This window comes from Parasphingopyxis sp. (assembly GCF_028279465.1).
GTDB lineage: Bacteria > Pseudomonadota > Alphaproteobacteria > Sphingomonadales > Sphingomonadaceae > Parasphingopyxis.
Map to the genome: position 1 here is coordinate 1 of NZ_JANQNS010000002.1, position 21,497 is coordinate 21,497.

General features: G+C 62.8%; 22 protein-coding genes. 10 read left to right on the top strand and 12 right to left on the bottom strand.

Features of this window, described 5'->3' with window-relative positions:
• Nucleotides 1-509 precede the first annotated feature (509 nt).
• The 3 genes from Q0974_RS00540 to Q0974_RS00550 form a co-directional block, all read right to left on the bottom strand.
• Nucleotides 510-1,019: a hypothetical protein gene (locus tag Q0974_RS00540; RefSeq protein WP_299321377.1), complete on the bottom strand. Its 510-nt coding sequence runs from the start codon at nucleotides 1,017-1,019 to the stop codon at nucleotides 510-512.
• Nucleotides 1,020-1,086: 67 nt separating this feature from the next.
• Entirely contained in the window at nucleotides 1,087-1,593 is a 507-nt protein-coding gene (locus Q0974_RS00545) for a hypothetical protein (protein WP_299321379.1), read from the bottom strand.
• Entirely contained in the window at nucleotides 1,590-2,246 is a 657-nt protein-coding gene (locus tag Q0974_RS00550) for a hypothetical protein (protein WP_299321381.1), read from the bottom strand. The genes Q0974_RS00545 and Q0974_RS00550 overlap by 4 nt, the downstream gene beginning before the upstream one ends.
• A gap of 338 nt (nucleotides 2,247-2,584) precedes the next feature.
• Between Q0974_RS00550 and Q0974_RS00555 the strand changes: the two genes are divergently transcribed.
• Entirely contained in the window at nucleotides 2,585-2,791 is a 207-nt protein-coding gene (locus Q0974_RS00555) for a cold-shock protein (RefSeq protein WP_299321382.1), read from the top strand.
• A gap of 245 nt (nucleotides 2,792-3,036) precedes the next feature.
• Here Q0974_RS00555 and Q0974_RS00560 read toward each other — a convergent pair whose 3' ends face one another.
• The 5 genes from Q0974_RS00560 to uvrB all read right to left on the bottom strand — a co-directional run bounded on the left by Q0974_RS00560 (nucleotide 3,037) and on the right by uvrB (nucleotide 10,316).
• The gene (locus Q0974_RS00560; RefSeq protein WP_299321384.1) at nucleotides 3,037-4,497 is read right to left on the bottom strand and encodes an amidohydrolase family protein; all 1,461 of its coding nucleotides are present in this window, start codon (nucleotides 4,495-4,497) and stop codon (nucleotides 3,037-3,039) included.
• Between the two features lie 86 nt (nucleotides 4,498-4,583).
• Nucleotides 4,584-5,315 carry a hypothetical protein gene (locus tag Q0974_RS00565; protein WP_299321386.1) on the bottom strand — a complete coding sequence of 244 codons (732 nt, stop codon included), beginning with the start codon at nucleotides 5,313-5,315 and terminating at the stop codon, nucleotides 4,584-4,586.
• 119 nt (nucleotides 5,316-5,434) lie between these two features.
• The gene (locus Q0974_RS00570) at nucleotides 5,435-6,955 is read right to left on the bottom strand and encodes a peptidase S10 (protein ID WP_299321387.1); all 1,521 of its coding nucleotides are present in this window, start codon (nucleotides 6,953-6,955) and stop codon (nucleotides 5,435-5,437) included.
• 121 nt (nucleotides 6,956-7,076) lie between these two features.
• Nucleotides 7,077-8,102: a hypothetical protein gene (locus Q0974_RS00575; protein WP_299321389.1), complete on the bottom strand. Its 1,026-nt coding sequence runs from the start codon at nucleotides 8,100-8,102 to the stop codon at nucleotides 7,077-7,079.
• A gap of 24 nt (nucleotides 8,103-8,126) precedes the next feature.
• Nucleotides 8,127-10,316, bottom strand: coding sequence for an excinuclease ABC subunit UvrB (uvrB, locus tag Q0974_RS00580; RefSeq protein WP_299321390.1), 2,190 nt, complete (start codon nucleotides 10,314-10,316; stop codon nucleotides 8,127-8,129).
• 158 nt (nucleotides 10,317-10,474) lie between these two features.
• Between uvrB and Q0974_RS00585 the strand changes: the two genes are divergently transcribed.
• The 9 genes from Q0974_RS00585 (at nucleotide 10,475) to Q0974_RS00625 (ending at nucleotide 18,507) form a co-directional block, all read left to right on the top strand.
• Nucleotides 10,475-10,948, top strand: a complete 474-nt coding sequence (locus Q0974_RS00585) for a DUF3617 family protein (RefSeq protein WP_299321392.1) — start codon at nucleotides 10,475-10,477, stop codon at nucleotides 10,946-10,948.
• 90 nt (nucleotides 10,949-11,038) lie between these two features.
• Nucleotides 11,039-11,533 (top strand): DUF3617 domain-containing protein, encoded by a 495-nt coding sequence (locus Q0974_RS00590; protein ID WP_299321393.1) that lies wholly within the window; start codon nucleotides 11,039-11,041, stop codon nucleotides 11,531-11,533.
• Between the two features lie 138 nt (nucleotides 11,534-11,671).
• Nucleotides 11,672-12,244, top strand: a complete 573-nt coding sequence (locus tag Q0974_RS00595; protein ID WP_299321395.1) for a DUF3617 domain-containing protein — start codon at nucleotides 11,672-11,674, stop codon at nucleotides 12,242-12,244.
• Between the two features lie 82 nt (nucleotides 12,245-12,326).
• Nucleotides 12,327-13,466 carry a TIR domain-containing protein gene (locus Q0974_RS00600; protein WP_299321396.1) on the top strand — a complete coding sequence of 380 codons (1,140 nt, stop codon included), beginning with the start codon at nucleotides 12,327-12,329 and terminating at the stop codon, nucleotides 13,464-13,466.
• 113 nt (nucleotides 13,467-13,579) lie between these two features.
• On the top strand, nucleotides 13,580-13,960 hold the full coding sequence (locus tag Q0974_RS00605) for a VOC family protein (RefSeq protein ID WP_299321397.1): 381 nt from the start codon (nucleotides 13,580-13,582) through the stop codon (nucleotides 13,958-13,960).
• Nucleotides 13,961-14,184: 224 nt separating this feature from the next.
• Nucleotides 14,185-15,417: a serine hydrolase gene (locus Q0974_RS00610; protein ID WP_299321398.1), complete on the top strand. Its 1,233-nt coding sequence runs from the start codon at nucleotides 14,185-14,187 to the stop codon at nucleotides 15,415-15,417.
• Complete coding sequence (locus tag Q0974_RS00615; protein ID WP_299321399.1) at nucleotides 15,410-15,754, top strand: TraR/DksA family transcriptional regulator; 345 nt, start codon at nucleotides 15,410-15,412, stop codon at nucleotides 15,752-15,754. The genes Q0974_RS00610 and Q0974_RS00615 overlap by 8 nt, the downstream gene beginning before the upstream one ends.
• Nucleotides 15,733-16,764: a DUF3616 domain-containing protein gene (locus Q0974_RS00620; RefSeq protein WP_299321400.1), complete on the top strand. Its 1,032-nt coding sequence runs from the start codon at nucleotides 15,733-15,735 to the stop codon at nucleotides 16,762-16,764. The genes Q0974_RS00615 and Q0974_RS00620 overlap by 22 nt, the downstream gene beginning before the upstream one ends.
• 60 nt (nucleotides 16,765-16,824) lie before the next feature.
• Nucleotides 16,825-18,507: an NAD(P)/FAD-dependent oxidoreductase gene (locus tag Q0974_RS00625; RefSeq protein WP_299321402.1), complete on the top strand. Its 1,683-nt coding sequence runs from the start codon at nucleotides 16,825-16,827 to the stop codon at nucleotides 18,505-18,507.
• Nucleotides 18,508-18,635: 128 nt separating this feature from the next.
• On the opposite strand, the gene Q0974_RS00630 is transcribed toward Q0974_RS00625, so the two are convergent.
• The 4 genes from Q0974_RS00630 to Q0974_RS00645 form a co-directional block, all read right to left on the bottom strand.
• The gene (locus tag Q0974_RS00630) at nucleotides 18,636-18,902 is read right to left on the bottom strand and encodes a hypothetical protein (RefSeq protein ID WP_299321403.1); all 267 of its coding nucleotides are present in this window, start codon (nucleotides 18,900-18,902) and stop codon (nucleotides 18,636-18,638) included.
• 6 nt (nucleotides 18,903-18,908) lie between these two features.
• Nucleotides 18,909-19,361 carry a hypothetical protein gene (locus Q0974_RS00635; protein ID WP_299321405.1) on the bottom strand — a complete coding sequence of 151 codons (453 nt, stop codon included), beginning with the start codon at nucleotides 19,359-19,361 and terminating at the stop codon, nucleotides 18,909-18,911.
• Nucleotides 19,362-19,437: 76 nt separating this feature from the next.
• Nucleotides 19,438-19,926 carry a MarR family transcriptional regulator gene (locus Q0974_RS00640; RefSeq protein WP_299321407.1) on the bottom strand — a complete coding sequence of 163 codons (489 nt, stop codon included), beginning with the start codon at nucleotides 19,924-19,926 and terminating at the stop codon, nucleotides 19,438-19,440.
• Nucleotides 19,926-21,077, bottom strand: a complete 1,152-nt coding sequence (locus Q0974_RS00645) for a nitroreductase family protein (protein ID WP_299321409.1) — start codon at nucleotides 21,075-21,077, stop codon at nucleotides 19,926-19,928. Before Q0974_RS00645 ends, Q0974_RS00640 begins: the two co-directional genes overlap by 1 nt.
• Nucleotides 21,078-21,497 lie beyond the last annotated feature (420 nt).

Genomic DNA, 21,497 nt, shown 5'->3' on the forward strand with positions numbered 1-21,497 from the left:
TTTCCTAGCGGAAAATCGCCGTACCCGGATTTGTTTGTCAGAAACTTCCTGTCGGAAGTTCGCGGCACCGGCCCACCCCCCCTCCCGACCTCCCATTGAGTGTACCCTAGTTGGGAGGTCGGGAGGGGGAGTGGGCCGGTGCCGCGAACTTCCGACAGGAAGTTTCTGACAAACAAATCCGGGTACGGCGATTTTCCGCTAGGAAAATTCTGACAAATAAAATCTCAAAAATGAAAAAAGGCTGCCGGGCGTGTCTGCCCGGCAACCCTTTGACATGGTCAGCGGCCGGAGTGCCGGCCGGAGAATCTACGCGAGACTTTTAACCCCGCACCCTCCGAAACGACTGAACCGACCTCACTACTGAACCATGAGACATCGGATCACCTCCTTTCGCATTGTTGAACTCATGTACCGGAATGAATCATTGCGACTCGTGGATCAACCCTTGTTTTTGAATTTTTTTTGAGCGATTCTCTTTTGCCCGCTGCGACCACCGGTTCGCGGCTTTTTTATTGCGCCTCGTCCGCCGGCGCTTCGCCGCCCGCCGCCGTCGCGCATTGCGCGAAATAATCCTGCAGAACTGCGTCCGTCTCCACCATCAGCGGCTCGGCCCCGTCGGCTTCGATCGTCAGCGGCGCCGGAAACTCGATGATCGTCGCGCTGATCGGTCCCGTTATCGGCATGGGCGCAATCCGCACCGGGCCGTTTGCGCCACTGCGGACCTCGACCGGATCGACGCCGTGCATGAAGTCGCCGGCTCGCATCAGCATGGCCGGGCGCGCGCCTTCGGCGAAGCCGCCTTCCATTTCAAGAACGATTTCGGCGGCTTCGGGATCGCAGCGGAAGGTGGCGAGAAGATTGCCGTCTTCATCGGCATAGCTCGCCTGATCGGCATTGGCGGCCCATGCGCCGGGCGTCAGTTCGAGTGCGCGCGGCTCGCCGGTATCCTCCCCGGCATCGCCCGAACAGGCGGCCAGCGCGACGGCAAGCGCGGCAACGCTGAAGAACTTCTTGGTCATGTCCTGTTACTCCAGATGGTCAAACGCGCCGCGCATGCCATGCCAATATTACAGATTTGCGGCAGTGCTAGCCCCGGCAATCCTCGAACACGCGCGTCATTTGCGGCCAGTTCGGCACGGTGACGACAGGCTGGCCAGTCACGGTGATCGCGATCCGGCCGCGGCTGAAGGCGATCTTGTCGAGATAGTCGTCTGAAGCGTTGGTCGCGGCAACGATATAGGGCTGCGCGCCTGAGCCATTTTGCGCCGCATAGCTGGTGTCGCCATGGGTCGCCTGAAACGCCATCGTTCCGGAGCCGCCGTTCATCGCGCCCGCCATGGAGAAATAGATCCGCCGGGTGCCCATATCGCAGCGCACGAGGAACACTGCGTCGGCATCGGGTTCGCCATACAGTGCCAGGGATCCGCGCTCGTCGTCGCGATAGACCCAGGTGCCAGGCGCGAGCGGGATATCGCGCCAGTCCGTCTCGGTGTCGGCTTGCGCTGGCGCGGGCGTCGGCGCGGCCGAACAGGCGCCGAGCGCGATCAGGATCGTGGCGGCGGCTGTCAGACCGTTGAAGCCGAACGCGCTCATTCCGCCGCCTCCCCATCTTCGATGGATGGCACCGCGGCGTCGAGTTCCGCAGCTTCCGCAGACGCATCGCGCCGGTCGCAGGCGCTGACGATGCTCGTGAGGACGTCATCGGCTGGGATCGTGACGCGCTGATCGCCGCCCAGACGGATCGAATAGGGCCCATTGCCGCCGATCAACCGCCCGATAAACGGATCGGCCGCGGGAACGGAGATATAGGCGGCCGCGACATCGCCGGTCGCTTCGGACGCGGTAAAGGTCGATCCGCCTTCGGGCGTACTGATATAGACGGTGCCTGACCCGCCCTGGGGCGGCATGCCGATCAGTCGGATATCGATCCCACCGCCGAGCTCGCAAGCAATGGTGACCATGGGCGATCCACCCTCTTCGCCGAACTGGGCGACCCGCTCGTCATCGACGGTCGCGACGCTCCAGACGCCGGGCGTCACATCGCCCGATCCGCTGGTGTCGATCTGGCCCGGCGAGGTGCCGGACAGCACCTCTTCCTCGCCGTTATTGGCGCGCGCTTCCGCTGCAAGCCGTTCATATTCTTCTTGCGCCGCTTGCGCAGCGGCCCGTGCCTCTTCAGGCGTTTCGGTTCGGGCGCAGGCGGATAAAGCCAGCGCGGGAAGGACGACATACAGGATCGAACGCACGGATTTCTCCCAAGGGAATCTCTTTCCCCATCAATGGGGAGGAAATGGCGGGATATCAAGCGAAGACGGGGCGGTGCAGCGAAGGCGATGGGCTGCGCTCCGACAGCATGACGGCGAGGCAGCAAATCACGCCCACAGGCGCTTTAATTTGCCCTTCATTCCCTGCGCCCCTATATACGCCTTTCTGCCGATGTCGCACGTGGCGACGGACTAAGGCGCCCGGCGCCCTCTATTCCCTCAATACCTCAGCATTCAGACGCAGGCCGCATCCGGTGTTCGGATGGGGCTCATTTCCGCTGCCCGCATGGCGGGGGCGGCCCAATATAGGGAATAAGAATATGCCGATTGGCACAGTGAAATTTTTCAACGAACAAAAGGGCTATGGCTTTATCGAGCCTGAAGAGGGCGGCAATGACGCCTTCGTTCACATGACGGCGGTCCAGGCTGCAGGGATGACCACGCTCAAGGAAAACCAGCGCGTATCCTATGAGCTTGAAGAGAGCCGCAACGGCAAGATGGCGGCGACGAACCTCGAAGACGCGTAAACGCCTAGATTTCGTTTGCCAAAAGGGCGGCGGGGCTTCGGTTTCGCCGCCCTTTTTTTGTCAGACCTCGGCTACGCCTCGGCGCGGCACCGGCCCGCTCCCCCTCCCGGCCTCCCATCGAGTGTACCCTGTGGGAGGTCGGGAGGGGGAGCGGGCCGGTGCCGCGAACTTCCGACAGGAAGTTTCTGACAAACAAATCCGGGGGCCGCGATTTCGCGCTAGCGAAATTCTGACAGATAAAGCCTCTATCCCGGCCGGCCGCCATGCGCCGTCCAGTTCGCCATGAACTCGCGGCGCGTTTTCGGGCCATAGGTGGCGAAGCTCGGATTGGGGTTCGCGCGATAATCGGCGCGGCGGTCGAGCAGCGTGTTGTCCGCCGCCACTTCCTCGAGATCGAGACCGTAAACGGTCGCGCCATTAAGGCCGAATATCTTGCGCTTCGCTTCTGCGGTCAGCGCCGGATAGCCGAAGCGTTCCTGATACTCCTCGCTGATTTCGAAGGCGCGGAAAGACTGGATCTGGTCCTGCGGGCTGCCATACCAGATCGAGTCCGTGCCCCACATGATCCGTTCCTCGCCGAAGGTCTGCAGGAGCTTGCCCATGACATGTGCAGCCTCGTCCGGCCGGCCCATGAAATACCGCCAGAGCGAGCCCATCTCCGCATAGAGATTGCCCTCGTTCGGCTGCAGCCCGGCATCGCGATGCGCCTTGATCAGCCGGTCGAGACCGCCGCCGTTGGGATCGTAGGCCCCCTCCGTCACGCCCGGCTGGAACCCCGAATGATAGACGAGGAAGGTGAGGTCGGGATTGTTGACGGCGGCATTCCCCATGTCGCGCGGGCTCGAATAGAGCGGATCCAGGCCGAACAGGGTGATGCCTTTGTGCACGGCGATGATCGTTTTGCCGAGCCGCCGGCAATTTTCGAAGGTCCGGTTCGCATAATCGCTTTCATCGAGGAAAAAGCCCTCGGCGTCCGGCCCCCATTGCGGATACATTTTCCAGGCATCGACACCATGGACTTCCGCTTTCTCGTCCATCGCTTCGAGTTCGCCCGGATCGTTGGGCAACACCCCGCCGTGAATGAGGCAGCGCGCCCCGTCGCCGCCGATCTGCTCGATAATGCCGCGCGCTTCGGCCGCGTACTCGATCGGCGTCGGGTTGCTGTCCGCCGTGCCCCAGAGCGCGGAGACCACGGCGACATCGGTATCGCTGTCGAGATAGACTTCGCGGGCCAGCGTCTGCGCCGAATAGCAGTCATAGCTGCCGTCCGTGCACTGGGTGGACTGGCCGAAGGCGCGCGAGAGCGCCTGCTCCCATATCTGCCCGTCGCGGCCTGTCGCCCAGGCAGCGGACGGGTCGACGCAATGGGTCTGCACATCGAAGATGAACTCGTCTCCGCCGACCGCCGCATCGGCCGCCGCTGTTTCAAAGGACGCTTCCTCGGATACCGCATAGGTTCCGCCCGAACCCGGATTGGCCCGGTTGCAGGCCGCCAGCGTCGCCGCCGCGCCCATTGAGGAGACGAGAAAGGCCCGCCGCCCCATGCCGAGTTTTCTTGCGTTTTCCGTCGCCGTCTCATGGGCGAGTCGATTGGCATGATGCTGGTTGACCGTCGGCGGGCGGGGGAAAAATTCCCCGTTCGACGTGCCGTCGAACTTGATGGGCAAGCGTTTGCCTTCGGGATCGAGATCGGTGCTGCGGGCCATGGGCGACTCTCCTATACGCGTTTAGGCACAGTCTAACCTGCTCGGCCGCAAAGCGAAAATGACTTCGATCAAATCGCCGGCACGGCCTACCGCTTTTCAGGCGTCACTGCCGCCGATGCGATCCACCAGAGCCAGACGCCGAGCGCGGCGCGGCTGATTGGCTGGAGGATCGGATAGACCGCTGAAATCAGGGGATCGAGGCCGCTCATTTCGAAATAACCGGACAGGATGATGACAAGCGTCAACGGCGCGGCGGCCAGCATCAGCCATGCGATGGCCAGCTGGAAACGGCCGGCGTCGGCGAGCAGCGCGATGCCCTGCAGCAACGTGCCGAACAAAAAGCCAATCAGGATAACAAAGAAAAGCGCGTTCCACACGGCCGTCAACGCCGTGATGTTCGCCGCCAATATCGCGGCGCTATCGGGTTCGGCCGCCAGATAGGCCGGCCGCAACGTGCCGTTCAGCGCGAAGATGTTGATCGCCACGCCCGCCATCTCGACGACACCCCAGATGACGAAGAAGACAAGCCCTCCGAGCGCCCAGCCGCGCGCTTGCGGAGATACGGCGCGTGTAATGCCGATATAGGCGAGCAGGGCGAGGGGAATGTGGAACAGGTTCACCCATTGGCGCGCCATGAACGGGCCGTTGGCGTGGAGCCGCGCAGCGTCGTCGAAGCTTTCGGCACCAGGCACCTGGCGCGCAAGGTACCAGAGGAAGAATGTCGTCACCGCCGAAAGCAGGGCCGCCCCGGCCGCCAGCCGGAGAAAGGCCTGCTCGAAATTGACCTGCGTGCCGATTGAAGCTTTCCAAGTGGCCATTAAACGATGGTAACGCCGCATATGCGGTCGCCAAAAACCACTTCGATCAAAGGTCGATAATATCCGTCAGGCGACGCGAGGGGCCGAGTTTGCCGTGTTCGCTACTTTGAAGCGTGCCCTCAGCGCGCGCGAATAAAGGCGCGGATATCCTCGGACAGGCGCTGCCGGTCCTCGTCGCGGACATACATCATGTGCCCGGCGCCATAATAGCGATACACGATCCGGTCCTGCGGGATGCCCATGCGGTTGAGCGAGAGTTCGGCGCCGAAAAAGGGCGTGGCGAAATCATACCAGCCCTGCGCCACGAAGGTCCTGAGCCCGCTATTCTCGCGCATCGCCCGCCCGATATAGGGCGCGACGTTCAGATAGGCGTTGCGCCCCTGCCCGGCGAGCGTCCAGTCCCAATGCCGTCCCGGCTCGCGACCGATCGACTGGTACTCGCGGTCCGTCTCGAAGCCGAGCGTCTCGCGCGACCAGCTGTTGATCGCGGCGGTATAGCCGGCGTCGATGCCGTAAAAGCTGGGATCATTGTCGGGCGTCTCGCCGGCATTGTCATAGTCGATGCCGGTATAGCGCGAATCCAGCCGGCCGATGGTCAGCCCCTGATCGCGCAGCAGTTCCTTGTAGAAGCGCTGCGACGTGACGCGCAGGTTCGCGCGATCGAGATAGGCCTCGGACAGTCCGGTCAAGCGGGACATTTCGGCGCGCACCCGGGTGCGCTCGGCATCGGGCAGGTCCGCGCCCTGCAACAGCGCGGTGATATAGGGGCCGATGGCGAAGCGGCGGGCCTCTTCGGCAATCGCCTCGACCGACGGCGCCTGGACGCGGCCATGATAATAGGCCGCGGTCGCCATGTTGGGCAGCGTGACGACATAGGCCATCTCGTTGCCCGGCGTCGGCTCGCGCGCGGCGAAATCGAGGATGGTCGAGATCAGGATCAGCCCGTTGAACGCTACGTCATTAAAGGTCGATCCCTCGAGCTGATCGATGACCGTGGCCGTGCGCGTTGTGCCATAGCTCTCGCCGCCGAGAAATTTGGGGCTGTTCCAGCGGCCATTCTCGTTGAGCCAGCGCCGGATAACGGCGGCCACGGCGACTGCATCCTGGGTCAGGCCGTAATAGCGGGCAGGATCGGTGCCTTCGAGCAGATAGCTGAAACCGGTGCCGGGCGGGTCGATGAAGACAAGGTCGGCGACGTCGAGCAGGCTGTCCGGATTGGGCAGGATCGGATAGGGCGGCCCGCCATCGTCGCGCGCATCGGGCGGGATCGCGACGCGCACCGGCCCGAAGGCACCCATCTGCAGCCAGACCGAGCCTGAACCCGGCCCGCCATTGAACATGAAAAAGACCGGGCGCGATGTATCGCGCGGCGTGCGGACGTAACTGGTCGTGACCACCATCGCCTCCGGCGTACCATCATCGGCGGAGAGCAGATTCTCGCGTATCGTAACCCGATAATTGATCCGCTGGCCGCCGAACGTGCCCGACATGTCGCGCGTGCGGACCTGCGGCTCGGGCGCGGCGGGGGTGGAGGAGGCGCTTTCGGTATCGGGGGCGCTATCTTGCGCGAGGGCGGCGGGTGCGGCGAGGGCGGCGAGGGCGCATGCTGCGAGCAGGGCGAATGGTCGAAAGATGGTCATGCAGCTACCCCTGATATTGCACGGGCAGCTAAGGGGCATGCGGGAAGCCGGTCAAGCGCGAAGAGGAAAAGCTACCGTATCTTTCGGGTCGGATGTGGGGCCCTAGCGCTGGGACACTCGCCTAGTTGCTTGCGAGAATTACCCCGCATCTTCGAGAGAACCGTAGCATCGTGTCGCCAGCCGGGGCCATTATGGAAAGATCGTCAACGGTGACGCCGGCCATTCCCGTTGACGTCGAGAGGATATCTAGCAGGTCATCGGAAATGTCGAGCGTTCCACGAAGGACCGGAGTTTCTTCGGGTTCGCCAAAACCAACTCGCTCCATGCTCTGCTCGAGATCGGTAAAGACATAGCTCTGCCCGCCGACCAAAAGTGCAACCCTTGTCGTTTCGTCTCCCAACAGTGTCATCATTTCGACGTTATTGTTGCCGAGCGAACAAGTTAAAGCGGCTCGGTTTTCGCCAGCCGTTACCGTTGCAACTATTCCTTCAGGATGGTCGATGACACGCCAATATTCAGGAGGCACGAAATCTCCATCGGAGTGAACATGATTCAGGTGACGATCCAAATCCAGCGCAATTGCATGCGACGCTACGTCAGCTTGCAGCATCAACTCCGATTGTCTTTGGCGGATGGCACGTTCGCGTTCCGAGGCCTCGTCAAATGAGATCAGGCCTAAGTACTCGTGGATCGCCTGAACCCAGATGTCGTCTTCTGACTCGACATCTTCGATCTCGCGGGCCCAGCTATTTCCTATCTGGCGCAAGCCTTCGGGTGTGTTGACGAACATTGCAACGACGAGCTGATTTTCAGGATAGAAGACTCGGACGCATGCCCCTAGGCCGACTGAGAAATGAGCCTCGCCCAAACTGCTCGGCAAGGGTGGGATCGGTTGGCCGTTCCAATCCGTCCTACCGAATACTCTCAACGGCTCCGAAGGCGGTGGGCCCTTGAGTATTTCGATCAGTTCTAACAGTACGAAATCATCAAGTCCCGGCTCCGAACCCTCTTCAGGACCAGAACCCGTTCGGCCCAGAACGATGAGGTCTGCTTCTTCGACAAGCTGGAGATTTGTTGGGATTCGATAGTCGTCCGGCATGCTGCAGGCCCAGACTGGCGCAGAAATGTAGAACAGAAGAAAGGTCAAGAGGACGCGAATTGCCATCTTGACCTACTGCATCTTCCGCTGCGTCTTGCCGTATCGCAGCTTGCGCGTGCCCGGCCGTCCCTCTTTTGCGCGGCCCTTCGGCTGCGCCACCTGCTCATCCGCAGGTAGCCCCAGCTCTTCCGCTTCCAGCCGCCGGATCTCGTCGCGGAGGCGACCGGCTTCTTCGAACTCCAGGTCCGCTGCCGCAGCGCGCATGCGTTTTTCGAGGTCTTCGATATAGGCGCGCAGATTATGGCCAACGAGATTGTTCGGCGCTTCGGCATCGTCCTCGTCGATCGGTACCGTCACCTGATCCTTCGACGCGGCATGGGCGACGATATCGGCGATATTCTTCTGGATCGTTGTCGGCGTGATGTCGTGTTCCGCGTTATACTCCAGCTGCTTGTCGCGGCGGCGGTCGGTTTCGGCCATCGCGCGTTCCATCGAGCCGGTGATGCGGTCGGCATAGAGGATCACGCGGCCTTCGACATTGCGCGCGGCGCGGCCGATGGTCTGGACGAGGCTGGTCTCGCTACGCAGGAAGCCCTCCTTGTCGGCATCCAAAATGCAGACCAGCCCGCATTCGGGAATGTCGAGGCCTTCGCGCAGCAGGTTGATGCCGACGAGCACATCATAGACGCCCATGCGGAGATCGCGGATCAGCTCGATGCGCTCGAGCGTTTCGACATCGCTATGCATATAGCGGACGCGCAGCCCAGCCTCGTGCATAAACTCGGTGAGGTCTTCGGCCATGCGCTTGGTCAGCGTGGTGACGAGGGTCCGATAGCCTTTCTTCGCGGTTTCGCGGCATTCGTTGATGCAATCGTCGACCTGCTCCTCGACCGGGCGGACGAGGACGGGCGGATCGGTGAGGCCGGTCGGCCGGATCACCTGTTCGGCGAAGACGCCGCCCGTCTGCTCCATCTCCCACGGCCCCGGCGTGGCACTAACGCAGACTGTCTGCGGTCGCATCGCATCCCATTCGTTGAAGCGCAGCGGTCGGTTGTCGATACAGCTCGGCAGGCGGAAACCATATTCGGCGAGCGTCAGCTTACGCCGATGGTCGCCGCGCGCCATCGCGCCGACCTGCGGGATCGTTTGATGCGATTCATCGACAAAGAGCAGAGCGTTGTCGGGCAGATATTCGAACAGTGTCGGTGGCGGTTCGCCGGGGAGGCGACCGGTCAGGAAGCGCGAATAATTTTCGATGCCCGCACAGCTGCCGGTCGCCGCGATCATTTCGAGATCGAAGTTGGTGCGCTGTTCGAGCCGTTGTGCTTCGAGGAGCATCCCGGCCTCCTGCAGCTCCTTCAGCCGCACCTCGAGCTCGCGTTTGATCGCCTCCATCGCCTGTTTCATCGTCGGGCCGGGCGTGACGTAATGCGAGTTGGCGAAGACGCGCACACGATCGAGCTTGGCGCCCTTTTTGCCGGTCAGCGGATCGAATTCGGCGATCTCCTCGATCTCGTCTCCGAACATCGAAATCCGCCACGCCATGTCTTCGTAGTGGCTCGGGAAGAGCTCCAGATTGTCGCCGCGCACCCGGAAATTGCCGCGCGCGAAAGCCGCGTCGTTGCGCTTGTACTGGAGCGAGACGAGTTTGCGGATCAGGTCGCGCTGATCGACCGTCTGGCCCTTTTTGATGTCGAAGGTCATCGCCGCATAGGTTTCGACCGAGCCGATGCCGTAGAGGCAGGAGACCGAGGCGACGATAAGCACATCGTCCCGCTCGAGCAGCGCGCGCGTCGCCGAGTGCCGCATCCGGTCGATCGCCTCGTTCACGCTCGACTCTTTCTCGATATAGGTGTCGGAGCGCGGGACATAGGCCTCGGGCTGATAATAGTCGTAATAGCTGACGAAATATTCGACCGCATTGTCCGGGAAGAACTGTTTGAACTCGCCATAGAGCTGCGCGGCGAGAATCTTGTTCGGCGCGAGCACAAGCGCGGGGCGCTGCAATGCTTCGACAACCTTGGCCATCGTAAAAGTCTTGCCCGATCCGGTGACGCCCAAGAGCACTTGGTCCTTCTCGCCCTCGTTCGCCGTTGCGACGAGCTCGGCGATGGCGGTCGGCTGATCACCCGAGGGTTCGTAATCGGACACCAGTTCGAACTTCTTGCCGCCCTCGGCCTTGTCGGGCCGTTCCGGCCGGTGCGGCCGAAAGCCGCTATCGGTTTCGGGTTCGTCGAGGCCGGTCCGGATCGCGATTGCCATGGGCGGGATATGGCGAGGCACCGGCAATTGCGCAACGGGGGAGAGCGACGATCACCGACTCTGCTGACAGCGCCGGGCCAATCTTGCTTTACGTCTGGCAAACGTGCAGCTTTCTGCAAGGTCGCGCGATTCGAGAATTCCAGACCGAGGGGGGAATAATGCGAAATTTAGCGATAGCGGCGCTGCCGGTACTGGCTCTTGCGGCCTGTTCTGGCGGCAGCGAGAGTCTGCAGCCCGGGCAGTGGGACATGACTTTTGCTGTCACCGATGTGAGCGGCGAAGGGGTGACCGAAGCCATGCGCGATGAGATCGCCGGCGAGCTCGACCGCGAGTTGGCGATGGAATCAACCTGTATCAGCGAAGCGCAGGCGGCCGCGCCGGACGAGAGCCTTGTGTTGAACAGCGAGGTCATAAGTGAGTGCAACATCGGCGAATCTGTTTTCGAAAACGGCACTATCGATATTGCAGGAACGTGCGGCGATGGCGGCGATGGCGGGGAGATCGCGGTGACGGGCACCTATTCGGCGACTGGCATCGACGCGGAAATGACGGCGACGATTCGGGACGGCGGCCAGGAATTCTCCTTTGCCGGTAACATTACGGGCGAGCGGACCGGCGATTGTCCCGGATAAAGACGCTTGCGTCTTGCGCTGGTCTCGGCCAATATTCGGCCAAGGGTCCGGCATTTTTCGTAATTTTTCGCAACCGAGGGGTAATTTAGCATGAAAAAATTCTTGATGGCGGCTGCGCCGATCGCGCTGCTGGGCGCATGTTCGGGCGGCGGCGGCAGTGAAGGACTGCAAGCCGGCGAATGGGAAATGACGACGACGATGACTGAAATCGAAATGCCCGGCATGCCCGAAGAAATGGTCGCGCAAATGCGCGAGCAGATGGGCGAGCAGACCGATACGAGCACGCGCTGTATCACCGAGGAAGAAGCCGCCGATCCCGGTGCGAGCCTGTTCGCGCCCGAAGACGCGAGCGAGGATTGCGACTTCACCAACTCGACCGTCGAAGGCGGTGTGATCAACGTGTCGGGCACCTGCGAGGCGCCGGGTGGCCAGGAAGGCAGCGCCACCATGTCGATCGAGGGCACGTACACGGCGACCACGATGGAAGCCGAGCTGAGTGTTGCCGTCGAAGGCGGCCCGATGGAAATGACCATGTCTGGCACGATGGAAGCCGAACGCACGGGCGATTGCCCCGCCGACGGCTGATCGCAGCACGAACCGGAATAACGCCGCCGCAGTCGATTGATTGCGGCGGCGTTTTTCTTTTGGGTCCGCGGGATTGATGCCCGGCGCAGCGCCGCCTATCACCCGGACGCGAACAGGAAGGATCTTGGAGGGAACATCATGCGAAAGACGGTTTTGAAGACTCTGGTCACGATGGCGGCGCCGATCGCCATGCTCGGCGCCTGCTCTTCGGGCGGCGACGCCGACGCCGATGGCGATGGCGAGATCAGCAGCGAGGAAGCCGCCGCCGAAATGGAAGCGGCGAATGTGTCGATCACGCCCGGCCAGTGGGAAGCGACCGTACAGCTCACCGAGTTCGACATTCCCGACATGCCCGAAGAGATGCGCGGCATGATGCAGGAGCAGATGGGCCAGGCCCAGACGAGCACGTCCTGCATCACCGAAGAAGAAGCGGCCAATCCGGAAGCGAACATGTTCGGTGACGAGAATGACGATTGTACCTATACCGATTTCAACATGTCAGGCGGCACGATTCTGATCGCCGGAACCTGCCAGTCCGAAGGCATGCCGGGCGCGATGACGATGCGGATGGAAGGCAGCTATACGCCGACCAGTTACGATATGACGATGAATATGGATATGGACACCGGGCCCATGGGACCGATGACCATGGCGGGTCAGGTATCGGGACGCTTTGTCGGACCGGATTGCGCGGTCGACGCGGACGGGTGATCGCGCCCTGCGACGCAGCGTTGATCGCGCTGGCCGGCCCGGTTAGGATTGCCGCCGGGCGCGCGGGCGATTGGGGGCTTTGATGGCGGAAGGCGGAGCGGATACGGGCGGATCGGGCCAGACGGGCCGGCGGCCGGTCGCCTTTATCAGCCATCACAGTTCGCAGGAAAAGACCGCGCGTCATCTCAAGGAAGTCCTGGAGCGCAATGGCGTGCAGGGATGGATGGCGCCCGACGATATCGATCCGGGCGTCGCTTTCGATCAGGCGATTATCGAACAGGTCGAGAAATCGGACCTCATCGTCCTCCTGTTCTGTTCGCAATCCGATCAGTCGCGCCATGTGAAGCGCGAGCTGATGATGGCGGAGGATCGCAAGAAGCTGATCTATCCGGTCCGGCTCGAGGATATCGACGCCAAGGGCCTCGCCTATTGGCTCAACGACTATCAGTGGATCGACTGGATCGACCGACGCGACGCGACCATCGAGCGGCTGATCGCGACTATCAAGCGCCAGGTCGATACGGGCGAAGCGCCCGCCGAGCCTGTGATAGAAACACCTGGCGCGCCGGAAGAGACGCCGGAACCGAACCCGCCGCCGGTTGCTGCAGCGCCTGCCGCCGCGGCGTCCGCCGATACCCGGCCGGTCGGGCTGATGAGCAGCGGCGGCGATAGCAGCGATCCCGACGCGCCGGCCAAATTTCTCGGCATCACGCTCAACCGCACCGGCTGGTATGTCATCGGCGGCGGCGCGGTGCTCGTCGCGATCCTGCTCGGCCTGTTGGTCAACAGTCTGAGCGGCTCCGGCGAATATGAACTGCGCGCGGGCGAATGGGAAACACGCTACGAGATAGACCGTATTCTCTCCGATGGCGGCCTGCCCCGGTCCGAAGTCGATTCCTTCCGGGCCGATTTTGACGCGGAAGTCGAAACGCAATGCATCACGGCGGAACAGGTGCGCACCCCGCTCGTCGATTTCTTCGATCCCGAAGGCGATGGGAATTGTTCGATGAGCAACCTCACCATGGAGGATGGGATATTCCGCGTCCGGCTCGATTGTCGGCCTGAGGATCTGGGTGGCGAAACGGTCCAGGTCTTCATGCGCGGCGACTATACCGAGACGGCGATCAACGCGGAGGCGGAATATGTTTTCTCGCTCGGCGGCGACAATGAGTTCCGCTTCGTGGCCAATCAGACGGGAACCTATGTCGGCGCCTGCGACTAGGCCGTTCGGGTCTGGGCGTGGCGACCCTTCGCTTTACCTGCCGGATAATTGACGGCGAGGCGTTGCGCAGCGCATTCTGTTCGCCAAATTCCCCCGAATCGAAAGGACGAACAATGATCGGCTATACGACACTCGGCACGAACGACCTGGAAAAGGCGCGCGGCTTTTACGATGCGCTGTTCGAAACGGTGGGCGCAAAACGCCTGATGCAGATGGAAGAGGGCTTTACCGGCTATGGCACGGAAATGGGTCAGCCAATGCTCTGCATTACGCCGCCCTATGATGGCGAAAAGGCGGTGCCCGGTAACGGCACGATGACGGCGCTGCAAGCCGACAGCCGCGAGCAGGTCGATGCGCTGCACGCCAAGGCGCTCGAGCTGGGCGCGGCAGACGAGGGCGCGCCGGGCATTCGGGAACCGGAAGAGATGGGTTTCTACGCCGCCTATTTCCGCGATCTCGACGGCAACAAGCTCTGCGCGTTCAAGGTGGGGTAGGAATTTATCTGTCAGAAACTTCCTGACGGAAGTTCGCGGCACCGGCCCGCTCCCCCTCCCGACCTCCCGAACAGGGTACACTCATGGGAGGTCGGGAGGGGGAGCGGGCCGGTGCCGCGCCTGAGCGAAGCGAGGGTCTGACAAAAAACTCCGCCAGCCAGGCAAGTCGCGTGTAGCGCAGCCGATGATGGCATCCGGCCACGCTTTGCCATAGGGGTACAGCGATGCCGTCGACCCTTTGCCTGATCGCCGCCTGCCTGTTGAGCGGCAGCCAGACTGCCGCCCCGCCCGCTGCCGATCCCGTCATCAGCTGGGCGCGGGTGGAGTTCAATGCGGATGGCATCACCAGCGCCGAGGCGGGCGGATATGCCGATCTGGAAACGGCACGCGCGCTGACGGTCGACGATCCGGTGCGGATCGCGAGCGTTTCGAAGCTTGTCATCGCGCTCGCGGCGGCGCGGCTCGTCGAAGACGGGGCGATCGACCTGCGCGATGATGTGTCGCTGCACCTCGGCTGGCGGCTGCGCAATCCGCATTTCCCGGACGAGATCATCACGCTGCGCGCGCTGCTCGACCATCGCGCCGGGATACGCGACGATGCCGGTTATGCGCTACCGCTCGATGCGGAGCTCGAGGCCTGGATGGCCCAGCCCGAGGCTTGGGACGCCGATCATCCGCCCGGCTATTTCACCTATGCCAATCTCAACTTCCCGATCATCGCCGCGGTGCTGGAAGGCGCGACCGGCGAGCGGTTCGACCGGCTGATGGCGCGCACCGTGTTCGAGCCGCTCGGTCTCGACGCCTGTTTTAACTGGACGACGTGCAGCGAGGATGCGCGAGAGCGGGCGGTTGTCCTCTACGATCCGGATGGTGCGGCGATCCGCGACACGCAATCCTTCATTGCTGAGGACTGCCCGGCGATACCCGCCAGCGACGGGAGTTGCGATCACGAAAATTACGTCCTCGCCCGCAACGGCGCGGCGTTTAGCCCGCAAGGGGGCTTGCGGATTTCCGCCCACGACTTGGCGCGGATCGGCATGCTGTTCCTGACGCGTGGAGAGGGGACGGAGTTCGCCTTTATGAACCGGCATTTTCGCGAGCTGGCGCTGATCCCGATGCTCTACAGTCGTCGGCGCGCGCCGATACCCGAGAATGGCGAGAGCGAGGACGGCTTCTATTGCCGCTACAATCATGGCGTGCACACGCTGAACCGCGATGGTGGCGCATGCGACGACGATCTGTTCGATGGCGATGCCGTTTACAGCGGCCATGCGGGGTCGGCCTATGGCCTGCGGTCCGGGCTTTGGATCAGCCATGAAGACGGGCGCGGCGTCGCCTATTTCGCGACCGGCTTGCCGGATGAACCGCGGCCCGCCGCGTCTGCTTTTTCCGCGGTCGAGGAGCGGCTGGCGCGTGGCGCAGCTATCGATACGCATATGCCCGGCACCGATGACTGAACTGTCGGAGCCGCAAATCGCTCAGTTTCGCGAGCAACTGATCGCCCTGCGCGCGCAGCTTGCCGGCGAGGACGCGGGCGCAGCGGAATGGCGCAAGCCGGTCGAGCTCGACCAGCAATCGGTCGGGCGGCTTTCGCGGATGGACGCGATGCAGCAACAGGCGATGGCCGATGCCGAAGCGCGGCGGCGGCAGACCGATATCGCGCGGATCGACGCCGCGCTGACGCGCATCGAAGAGGGCGATTATGGTTGGTGTCTGACCTGCGGCGAGGCGATCGCGCCAAAGCGGCTCGCCATCGATCCGATGGCGACGCGGTGCATATCCTGCGCAGCCTGATCCTCGCCGGCCCGGCGTTGCTCGCGGCTTGCGGGGAAGCGCGCGAGGAACCCGCGCCGCTGGAGGCCGGGATTACCGTCGCCGGCCATTTCGGCGCCTATGGCGCGCCTGCGGAAGATATGAGCGGGCTCGCCTGCGACTGGCAGCGGGAGGGCGCGGCGATGCGCTGCCTCGCGATCGACGATGAGGGGCGCGAGGCGCAATGGGCGCGCTTCGATGGCGCGATCCTGCAGGCGGGAGAGCGGTTCGATCTGCTCGGCGGCGGCGCGCCGCTCGGCACGCCGCCCGGCGATATCTGTCTGGAGAGCGATGCCGACAGCGACGAACTGGACGGTGAGGGGGCGGCCTATAGCGATGGCGCATTCTATGTCACCGGCTCGCATGGCTGTTCGCGCTATGGCGACGCCTATCGCGCGGCGAGCTTCATCGTCGCGCGGATCGCGCCCGACGATCCGGTCGGCGACATCCTGCCCGGCACCGTCGCGATCACGACCAGCCATCGCCTGTCCGGCATGGTGCGGCGCGATCCGGCGCTCGCGCCCTTTTTCGGCGCATCGCTGCTGGACGCTAACGGGCTGACCATCGAAGGGCTGGCTGTCGATGGCGAACGGATGGTGTTCGGCCTGCGCGCGCCCGTGATCGACGGTACGGCCTTCCTGTTCGAGACCAGCGGCACGGCACTCTTCTCGCCCGATATTGTCGGGCCGGGCCGCTCGATCCGAGTCGCGCTGGGCGCGGACACCGGCATTCGCGATCTCGCCTTCCTGTCTGATGACCGCCTGCTGATCCTCTCGGGTCCGGCACAGGATCAAGATGTGCCCTACCGCATCCATCTGCGTGCCGATGACGGTACGATCACGCAACTCGCGACCGTCGATACCTGGCCGGGCGGGGCGCCCGAGGCGATGGCGATTGTCGGGACAACGGACGCGGATGCGACGCTGCTGATCCTGTTCGACGGACTGGCCGACGGGTCGCCGCAGCAGATGGTGATCGATCTTCCGCAGTGATTCCCGGCTCGACTCGCTCCCGCGCCTGTCCCACTATGCGCGAAAAGCAGGAGTGGATGGATGAGCGACAAGCAGGTGGATGTGGCGATTGTCGGCGCGGGATTTTCGGGCCTCTACATGCTGCACAAGCTGCGCCAACAGGGGCGCGCGGCGATTGTCTTCGAGGTCGGGGACGATGTCGGCGGGACCTGGTACTGGAACCGCTATCCGGGCGCGCGCTGCGATATCGAGAGCATGGAATATAGCTATAGCTGGGACGAAGCGCTGGAGCAGGAATGGGAATGGTCCGAACGCTATTCGCCCCAGCCCGAAATCCTCGACTATATCAACCATGTCGCCGATCGCTTCGATCTGCGCCGCGATATCCGCTTTTCGACGCGCGTCGAAAGCTGCGTCTGGGACGAGGCAGCGAACCGCTGGACGGTGACGACCGATAGCGGGGAGACCGTCAGCGCACGGTTTGTCGTCATGGCGACGGGCTGCCTCTCCTCGCCCAACAAGCCGGAGTTCGAGGGCGAAGTGGATTTCGAGGGCGATACCTATCTCACCGGGCTCTGGCCGCATGAGGGCGTGGATTTCACGGGCCAGCGCGTCGGCGTTATCGGCACGGGGTCGAGCGCGATCCAGTCGATCCCGATCATCGCCAGGGAGGCCGCGTCGCTTACTGTGTTCCAACGGACGCCCAATTACGCGATCCCTGCGCACAACCATCCGCTCGATCCGGACTATGTGGCACAGACCAAGGCCGAGTATCGCGCGATTCGCGATCAGGCGCGCGAGGAAGCGGCCGGGTTCGTCGGGTCCAAGACCGAGCATGAAGAGCTGGCGACAGAGCTGCCGGCCGGCGAAGTGCGCGACGAGCTCGAAAAACGCTGGGCGCGCGGCGGGCTGACCTTTATGGCCAGCTATCCCGATATGGGCGTCAGCCTGAAGGCCAATGACATGGCCGCCGAGTTCATCCGGGACAAGATTCGTGATCGTGTCGAGGATCCCGAGACGGCCGAACTGCTCTGCCCGACAGACTATCCGGCCGGCGCGAAGCGAATGTGCGTCGATATCGATTATTATGAGACGTTCAATCAGGATCATGTCGATCTCGTCGATATCAATGCGACACCGATCGAGCGGATCACGGCGCGGGGCGTACAGACCAGCGATACCGAATATGCATTCGACTCGATTGTCTTCGCGACCGGCTTCGATGCGATGACGGGCACGCTGGCGAAGATCGATATTCGCGGGCGGGACGGGGCGCAGCTCAGCGAAAAATGGGACGCGGGTCCGCTCACCTATCTCGGCCTGATGAGCGCGGGCTTTCCCAACCTCTTTCTCGTCACCGGCCCGCAGAGCCCGTCGGTGATCTCCAACATGATCGTGTCGATCGAGCAGCATGTCGAGTGGATCGCGGACTGTATCGATGCGGTCCGCGACGGTGTGATCGAGCCGCTCGACCAGGCCGAGAGCGAATGGGTCGATCACACCAATCTGATCGCCAGCATGACCGTCTATCCCTATGCGAAAAGCTGGTATCTGGGCGACAATATCCCGGGCAAGCCGCGCATCTTCATGGCCTATCTTGGCGGCGTGCCGGAGTACCGCCGGATGTGCGATTGGGTGGCCGAGAACGGCTATGCGGGCTTCGCGATCGACGGCACGCCCGCCAATGCGAAGATCGACCCGATGGAGTTTCTCGAGGTCGACGAACGCCTGCTGCCGCTGATCGCCGAGCGGGAAGCGGCTTAGTTCAGTAGACCGTCATTGCGAGCGCAGCGAAGCAATCCAGAGCCGCACACGACATCGCTCGCCGCTCTGGATTGCTTCGTCGCTTCACTCCTCGCAATGACGTTTCGTTTTAGCCGGCAACACCTCTATTACTTATTCATCCGGCTCAGCACGACATAGGCGCCGATATTGAGCGCCGTGTACGCCCCGTAGAAGAACAATATCATCGACTGGCCTGCCCGCGCGAACCAGAGGGCGCCGACGAGGATGACGAACTCGACCGCATAGCTGCCCCAGCCGCCGCCGAATCGGTGCAGGGTCCGCGAGATTTCGGCGAAGACGGGTCCGCGCCCTTCCATCACGCTGCGATGGAAGAAGAAATTCGCGATGCCCATGACGAAGACGATCCAGATCATGACGGCCTACTCTGTGATCGCGAAGCCCGGCACGGTGGCCGTTTCGCGATAGCCGGAATGATACATGTCCATGAAGATCATCATAGTCTCCGGTGCTGAGTTTGGGCACGCGACTTCATATCCGTCGATGATCGATCCGAACGGGCCCGGTCCGAAATTGCCGGCCCGGTTATAGCGTGGCGGGAGACCGTTTTCGCAGCGCAGCCGGTCAAGATAGGCGCGCTGGCCCTGCGGCATATCAGCGCGCACCGGATTTTCGCGGCTGCCCAGCGGACGGGCGTCGGCATCCGCAATCAGCCGGTCGAGCGCTGCGCCTGAGGGGTGCGGTGGTTCGCCGAGGCTGCGCAGCAACTCGTCCATCTCTTCACGCGGCGTCTGTCCGCTATCGGGTTTTTGCGCGCCGGCCGGGGCCACCGCGAGCAGCGCCGAAACACATAAAGCTGCGATCAACCGGTTCATGCCATCCCTCCTCCTTTTCCGGACAGACATGCCGATCGTAGGTGACAGGAGCATGAACCGCAAAAGATCGGATGGATTAGCCCGGCCGCCGTTCGTCGAGCAATTCGCGCATTTTTGTCAGCGTCGGCAGGATCGCCTTCAGCTCTTTCTCGCCCATATGCTCCATCAGCTCGGCATAAAGCGGGCCGAGCGCGGCCAGCCCGGCCTGCCGCGTCGCCTTGCCCGCCGCGGTGATCGCCACGCGCCGGATGCGCCGGTCTTCGGGATCGGGCTTCAGCTCGACCAGCCCCTTGTCTTCGAGCTTGCGCACCGTGGACGACATGGTCGGCTGGCGCACTTGGAAGGAATTGGCGAGCTCGCCGATCGTCCGTTCCTGCTCCATGCGCAGCAGATGGTTGAGCACACCATATTGCGCACGCGTCATCCCGTCGGGCAGCACGCTTTCGAACAAAGTGCCGGAAAGCTGGGCGATGATGCCGATTTCGGTCATCACGAGATTGCCGAGCGGATCGCCCTTCAGGCCCGGGCCCTTGGGCTTGTGCTTCGGAGTCGCCCCTTTCGCCATCAGGCGCCGACGAGCCTACTGGTCAGCGGCCAGCGCGGCGAGGGCTGGATGGCGGGCGCATGGCCGATGCGGAACAGGCCCTGCACGCGGGCCGGCGCGGCGATGTCGAGATGATCGTGAAGGCGCGCGAACTGTTCGGCCATTTCGGGAAACTCCTGTAACGCCTGGCTCAGCGGCTGCATCGCCAGCCCTTCGTTTGTAGCGGCAAGTTGCACGCGAAGCCATGCCGCGCCTGTATTGAGCTGCGTCGTCCGGCTGTTGTCCGCCGTGTGCAGCCAGCACATGGACGGGCTCGCATCGATCAGCGCGGTATACATGGTGATGCCTTCGGAAAAGGCATAGCTGTCCGGATCGGCGAGCGTCTCGCGCGTCACCATGCCGAGATTGCTGGCGGCCTCTATCATCGGCCCATCGAGAATGATGCCGTCCGGATTGGCGATCGCCTCGTCCGCGCCGATCCGCATCACGTCGATACTCTCCTGTAGCGTATGCGGCGTAGTATATTCCACCAGCCAGGCGTCTGTCGCGATCTGCTTGAGCGGGGCGACGGTCTCGGCGCTGTTTGCCCAGTCGAGCGATACGCCCTCAGGCAGCGCCGCGCGCATGGCGGCGAACTGCCCGTCGGTCACGGCGCGCGGTTCATATTGTTCGCGATTCGTATGCCGCTCGAGCACGAGATCGAAGAGCGGGTCCTTCGCGATGCCGGGGTCGCGGACCAGCCGGATATCGGCGATCGGCCGTTCGTCGAGCACGGGCTGGGGTTCGCCCTCGGGGAAAGTGTCGATCTCCGCGCGATAGCCTTTCTCCGCCGCCGCCATGCGGAGCTGTTCGAGAAAGGCGCCGAAGCCGATCGTGATCTGGCGGCAGGGCGGATCGGTCTCGGGCAGCATGCGGTCAAGGTCCGGGAGGAGACGGATGCGATCATTGCCGATCAGCTCGATCAGCCAGGGCTGCTTGTTGTGCGGATTGGGCGCGAGGATCGCATAGGCGAGAATATCGAGCCGCGTATCGCCAAACCCTTCGGCTGCCTGCCGCCACGGCTCGCGCGCCTCGGACAGGCTCGGCGAAAAGATATCGTACGCGAACAGCCCGCCCCCGATAATGACGGCGCTGGCGGCGCCGGTGATAAGGACTTTGCGGCGGCTGGGCATGACGACTCTCCAATTGCTTATGCAGCTATATGATAGATATCTATGTTTATTGTCAAGTCGTCCGACCTTTCAGTGAGCTAACGAAGTCACGCGCTCGTAGTCAGCGCGTTGGCCGGCGCGCAAACAATCCACATTGATCTGTGGATAAACGACTCGACTCACGACTTTTTCCTAGGAATCTATCCTGTTGGGCGGACACCACCCTGCGGAGCTGGCTGAAACAAGAGGCAGCCAGCCACGAAAGGAGGTGATGCCGGCATGGCTACACGCCCAAAAAGGAGTGCGGGCCGCCGCAAATGCGGTGGCTGCAAAACTCCGCCTAGGGGCCGAAAGACGGTCACTGTGAAACGACACACCCGTCGTAAGCCCCGTAACTGCTAGTCTCGACGGCTAGTAGGTGGGCCGTCGGGGTTCTTAGAA

Coding starts and splice junctions, on each gene's coding strand:
- Q0974_RS00540 (WP_299321377.1), bottom strand. CDS start 1,019: ATGACCAAGAAGTTCTTCAGCGTTGCCGCGCTTGCCGTCGCGCTGGCC.
- Q0974_RS00545 (WP_299321379.1), bottom strand. CDS start 1,593: ATGAGCGCGTTCGGCTTCAACGGTCTGACAGCCGCCGCCACGATCCTG.
- Q0974_RS00555 (WP_299321382.1), top strand. CDS start 2,585: ATGCCGATTGGCACAGTGAAATTTTTCAACGAACAAAAGGGCTATGGC.
- Q0974_RS00560 (WP_299321384.1), bottom strand. CDS start 4,497: ATGGCCCGCAGCACCGATCTCGATCCCGAAGGCAAACGCTTGCCCATC.
- Q0974_RS00565 (WP_299321386.1), bottom strand. CDS start 5,315: ATGGCCACTTGGAAAGCTTCAATCGGCACGCAGGTCAATTTCGAGCAG.
- Q0974_RS00570 (WP_299321387.1), bottom strand. CDS start 6,955: ATGACCATCTTTCGACCATTCGCCCTGCTCGCAGCATGCGCCCTCGCC.
- uvrB (WP_299321390.1), bottom strand. CDS start 10,316: ATGGCAATCGCGATCCGGACCGGCCTCGACGAACCCGAAACCGATAGC.
- Q0974_RS00585 (WP_299321392.1), top strand. CDS start 10,475: ATGCGAAATTTAGCGATAGCGGCGCTGCCGGTACTGGCTCTTGCGGCC.
- Q0974_RS00590 (WP_299321393.1), top strand. CDS start 11,039: ATGAAAAAATTCTTGATGGCGGCTGCGCCGATCGCGCTGCTGGGCGCA.
- Q0974_RS00595 (WP_299321395.1), top strand. CDS start 11,672: ATGCGAAAGACGGTTTTGAAGACTCTGGTCACGATGGCGGCGCCGATC.
- Q0974_RS00600 (WP_299321396.1), top strand. CDS start 12,327: ATGGCGGAAGGCGGAGCGGATACGGGCGGATCGGGCCAGACGGGCCGG.
- Q0974_RS00605 (WP_299321397.1), top strand. CDS start 13,580: ATGATCGGCTATACGACACTCGGCACGAACGACCTGGAAAAGGCGCGC.
- Q0974_RS00610 (WP_299321398.1), top strand. CDS start 14,185: ATGCCGTCGACCCTTTGCCTGATCGCCGCCTGCCTGTTGAGCGGCAGC.
- Q0974_RS00615 (WP_299321399.1), top strand. CDS start 15,410: ATGACTGAACTGTCGGAGCCGCAAATCGCTCAGTTTCGCGAGCAACTG.
- Q0974_RS00625 (WP_299321402.1), top strand. CDS start 16,825: ATGAGCGACAAGCAGGTGGATGTGGCGATTGTCGGCGCGGGATTTTCG.
- Q0974_RS00630 (WP_299321403.1), bottom strand. CDS start 18,902: ATGATCTGGATCGTCTTCGTCATGGGCATCGCGAATTTCTTCTTCCAT.
- Q0974_RS00635 (WP_299321405.1), bottom strand. CDS start 19,361: ATGAACCGGTTGATCGCAGCTTTATGTGTTTCGGCGCTGCTCGCGGTG.
- Q0974_RS00640 (WP_299321407.1), bottom strand. CDS start 19,926: ATGGCGAAAGGGGCGACTCCGAAGCACAAGCCCAAGGGCCCGGGCCTG.
- Q0974_RS00645 (WP_299321409.1), bottom strand. CDS start 21,077: ATGCCCAGCCGCCGCAAAGTCCTTATCACCGGCGCCGCCAGCGCCGTC.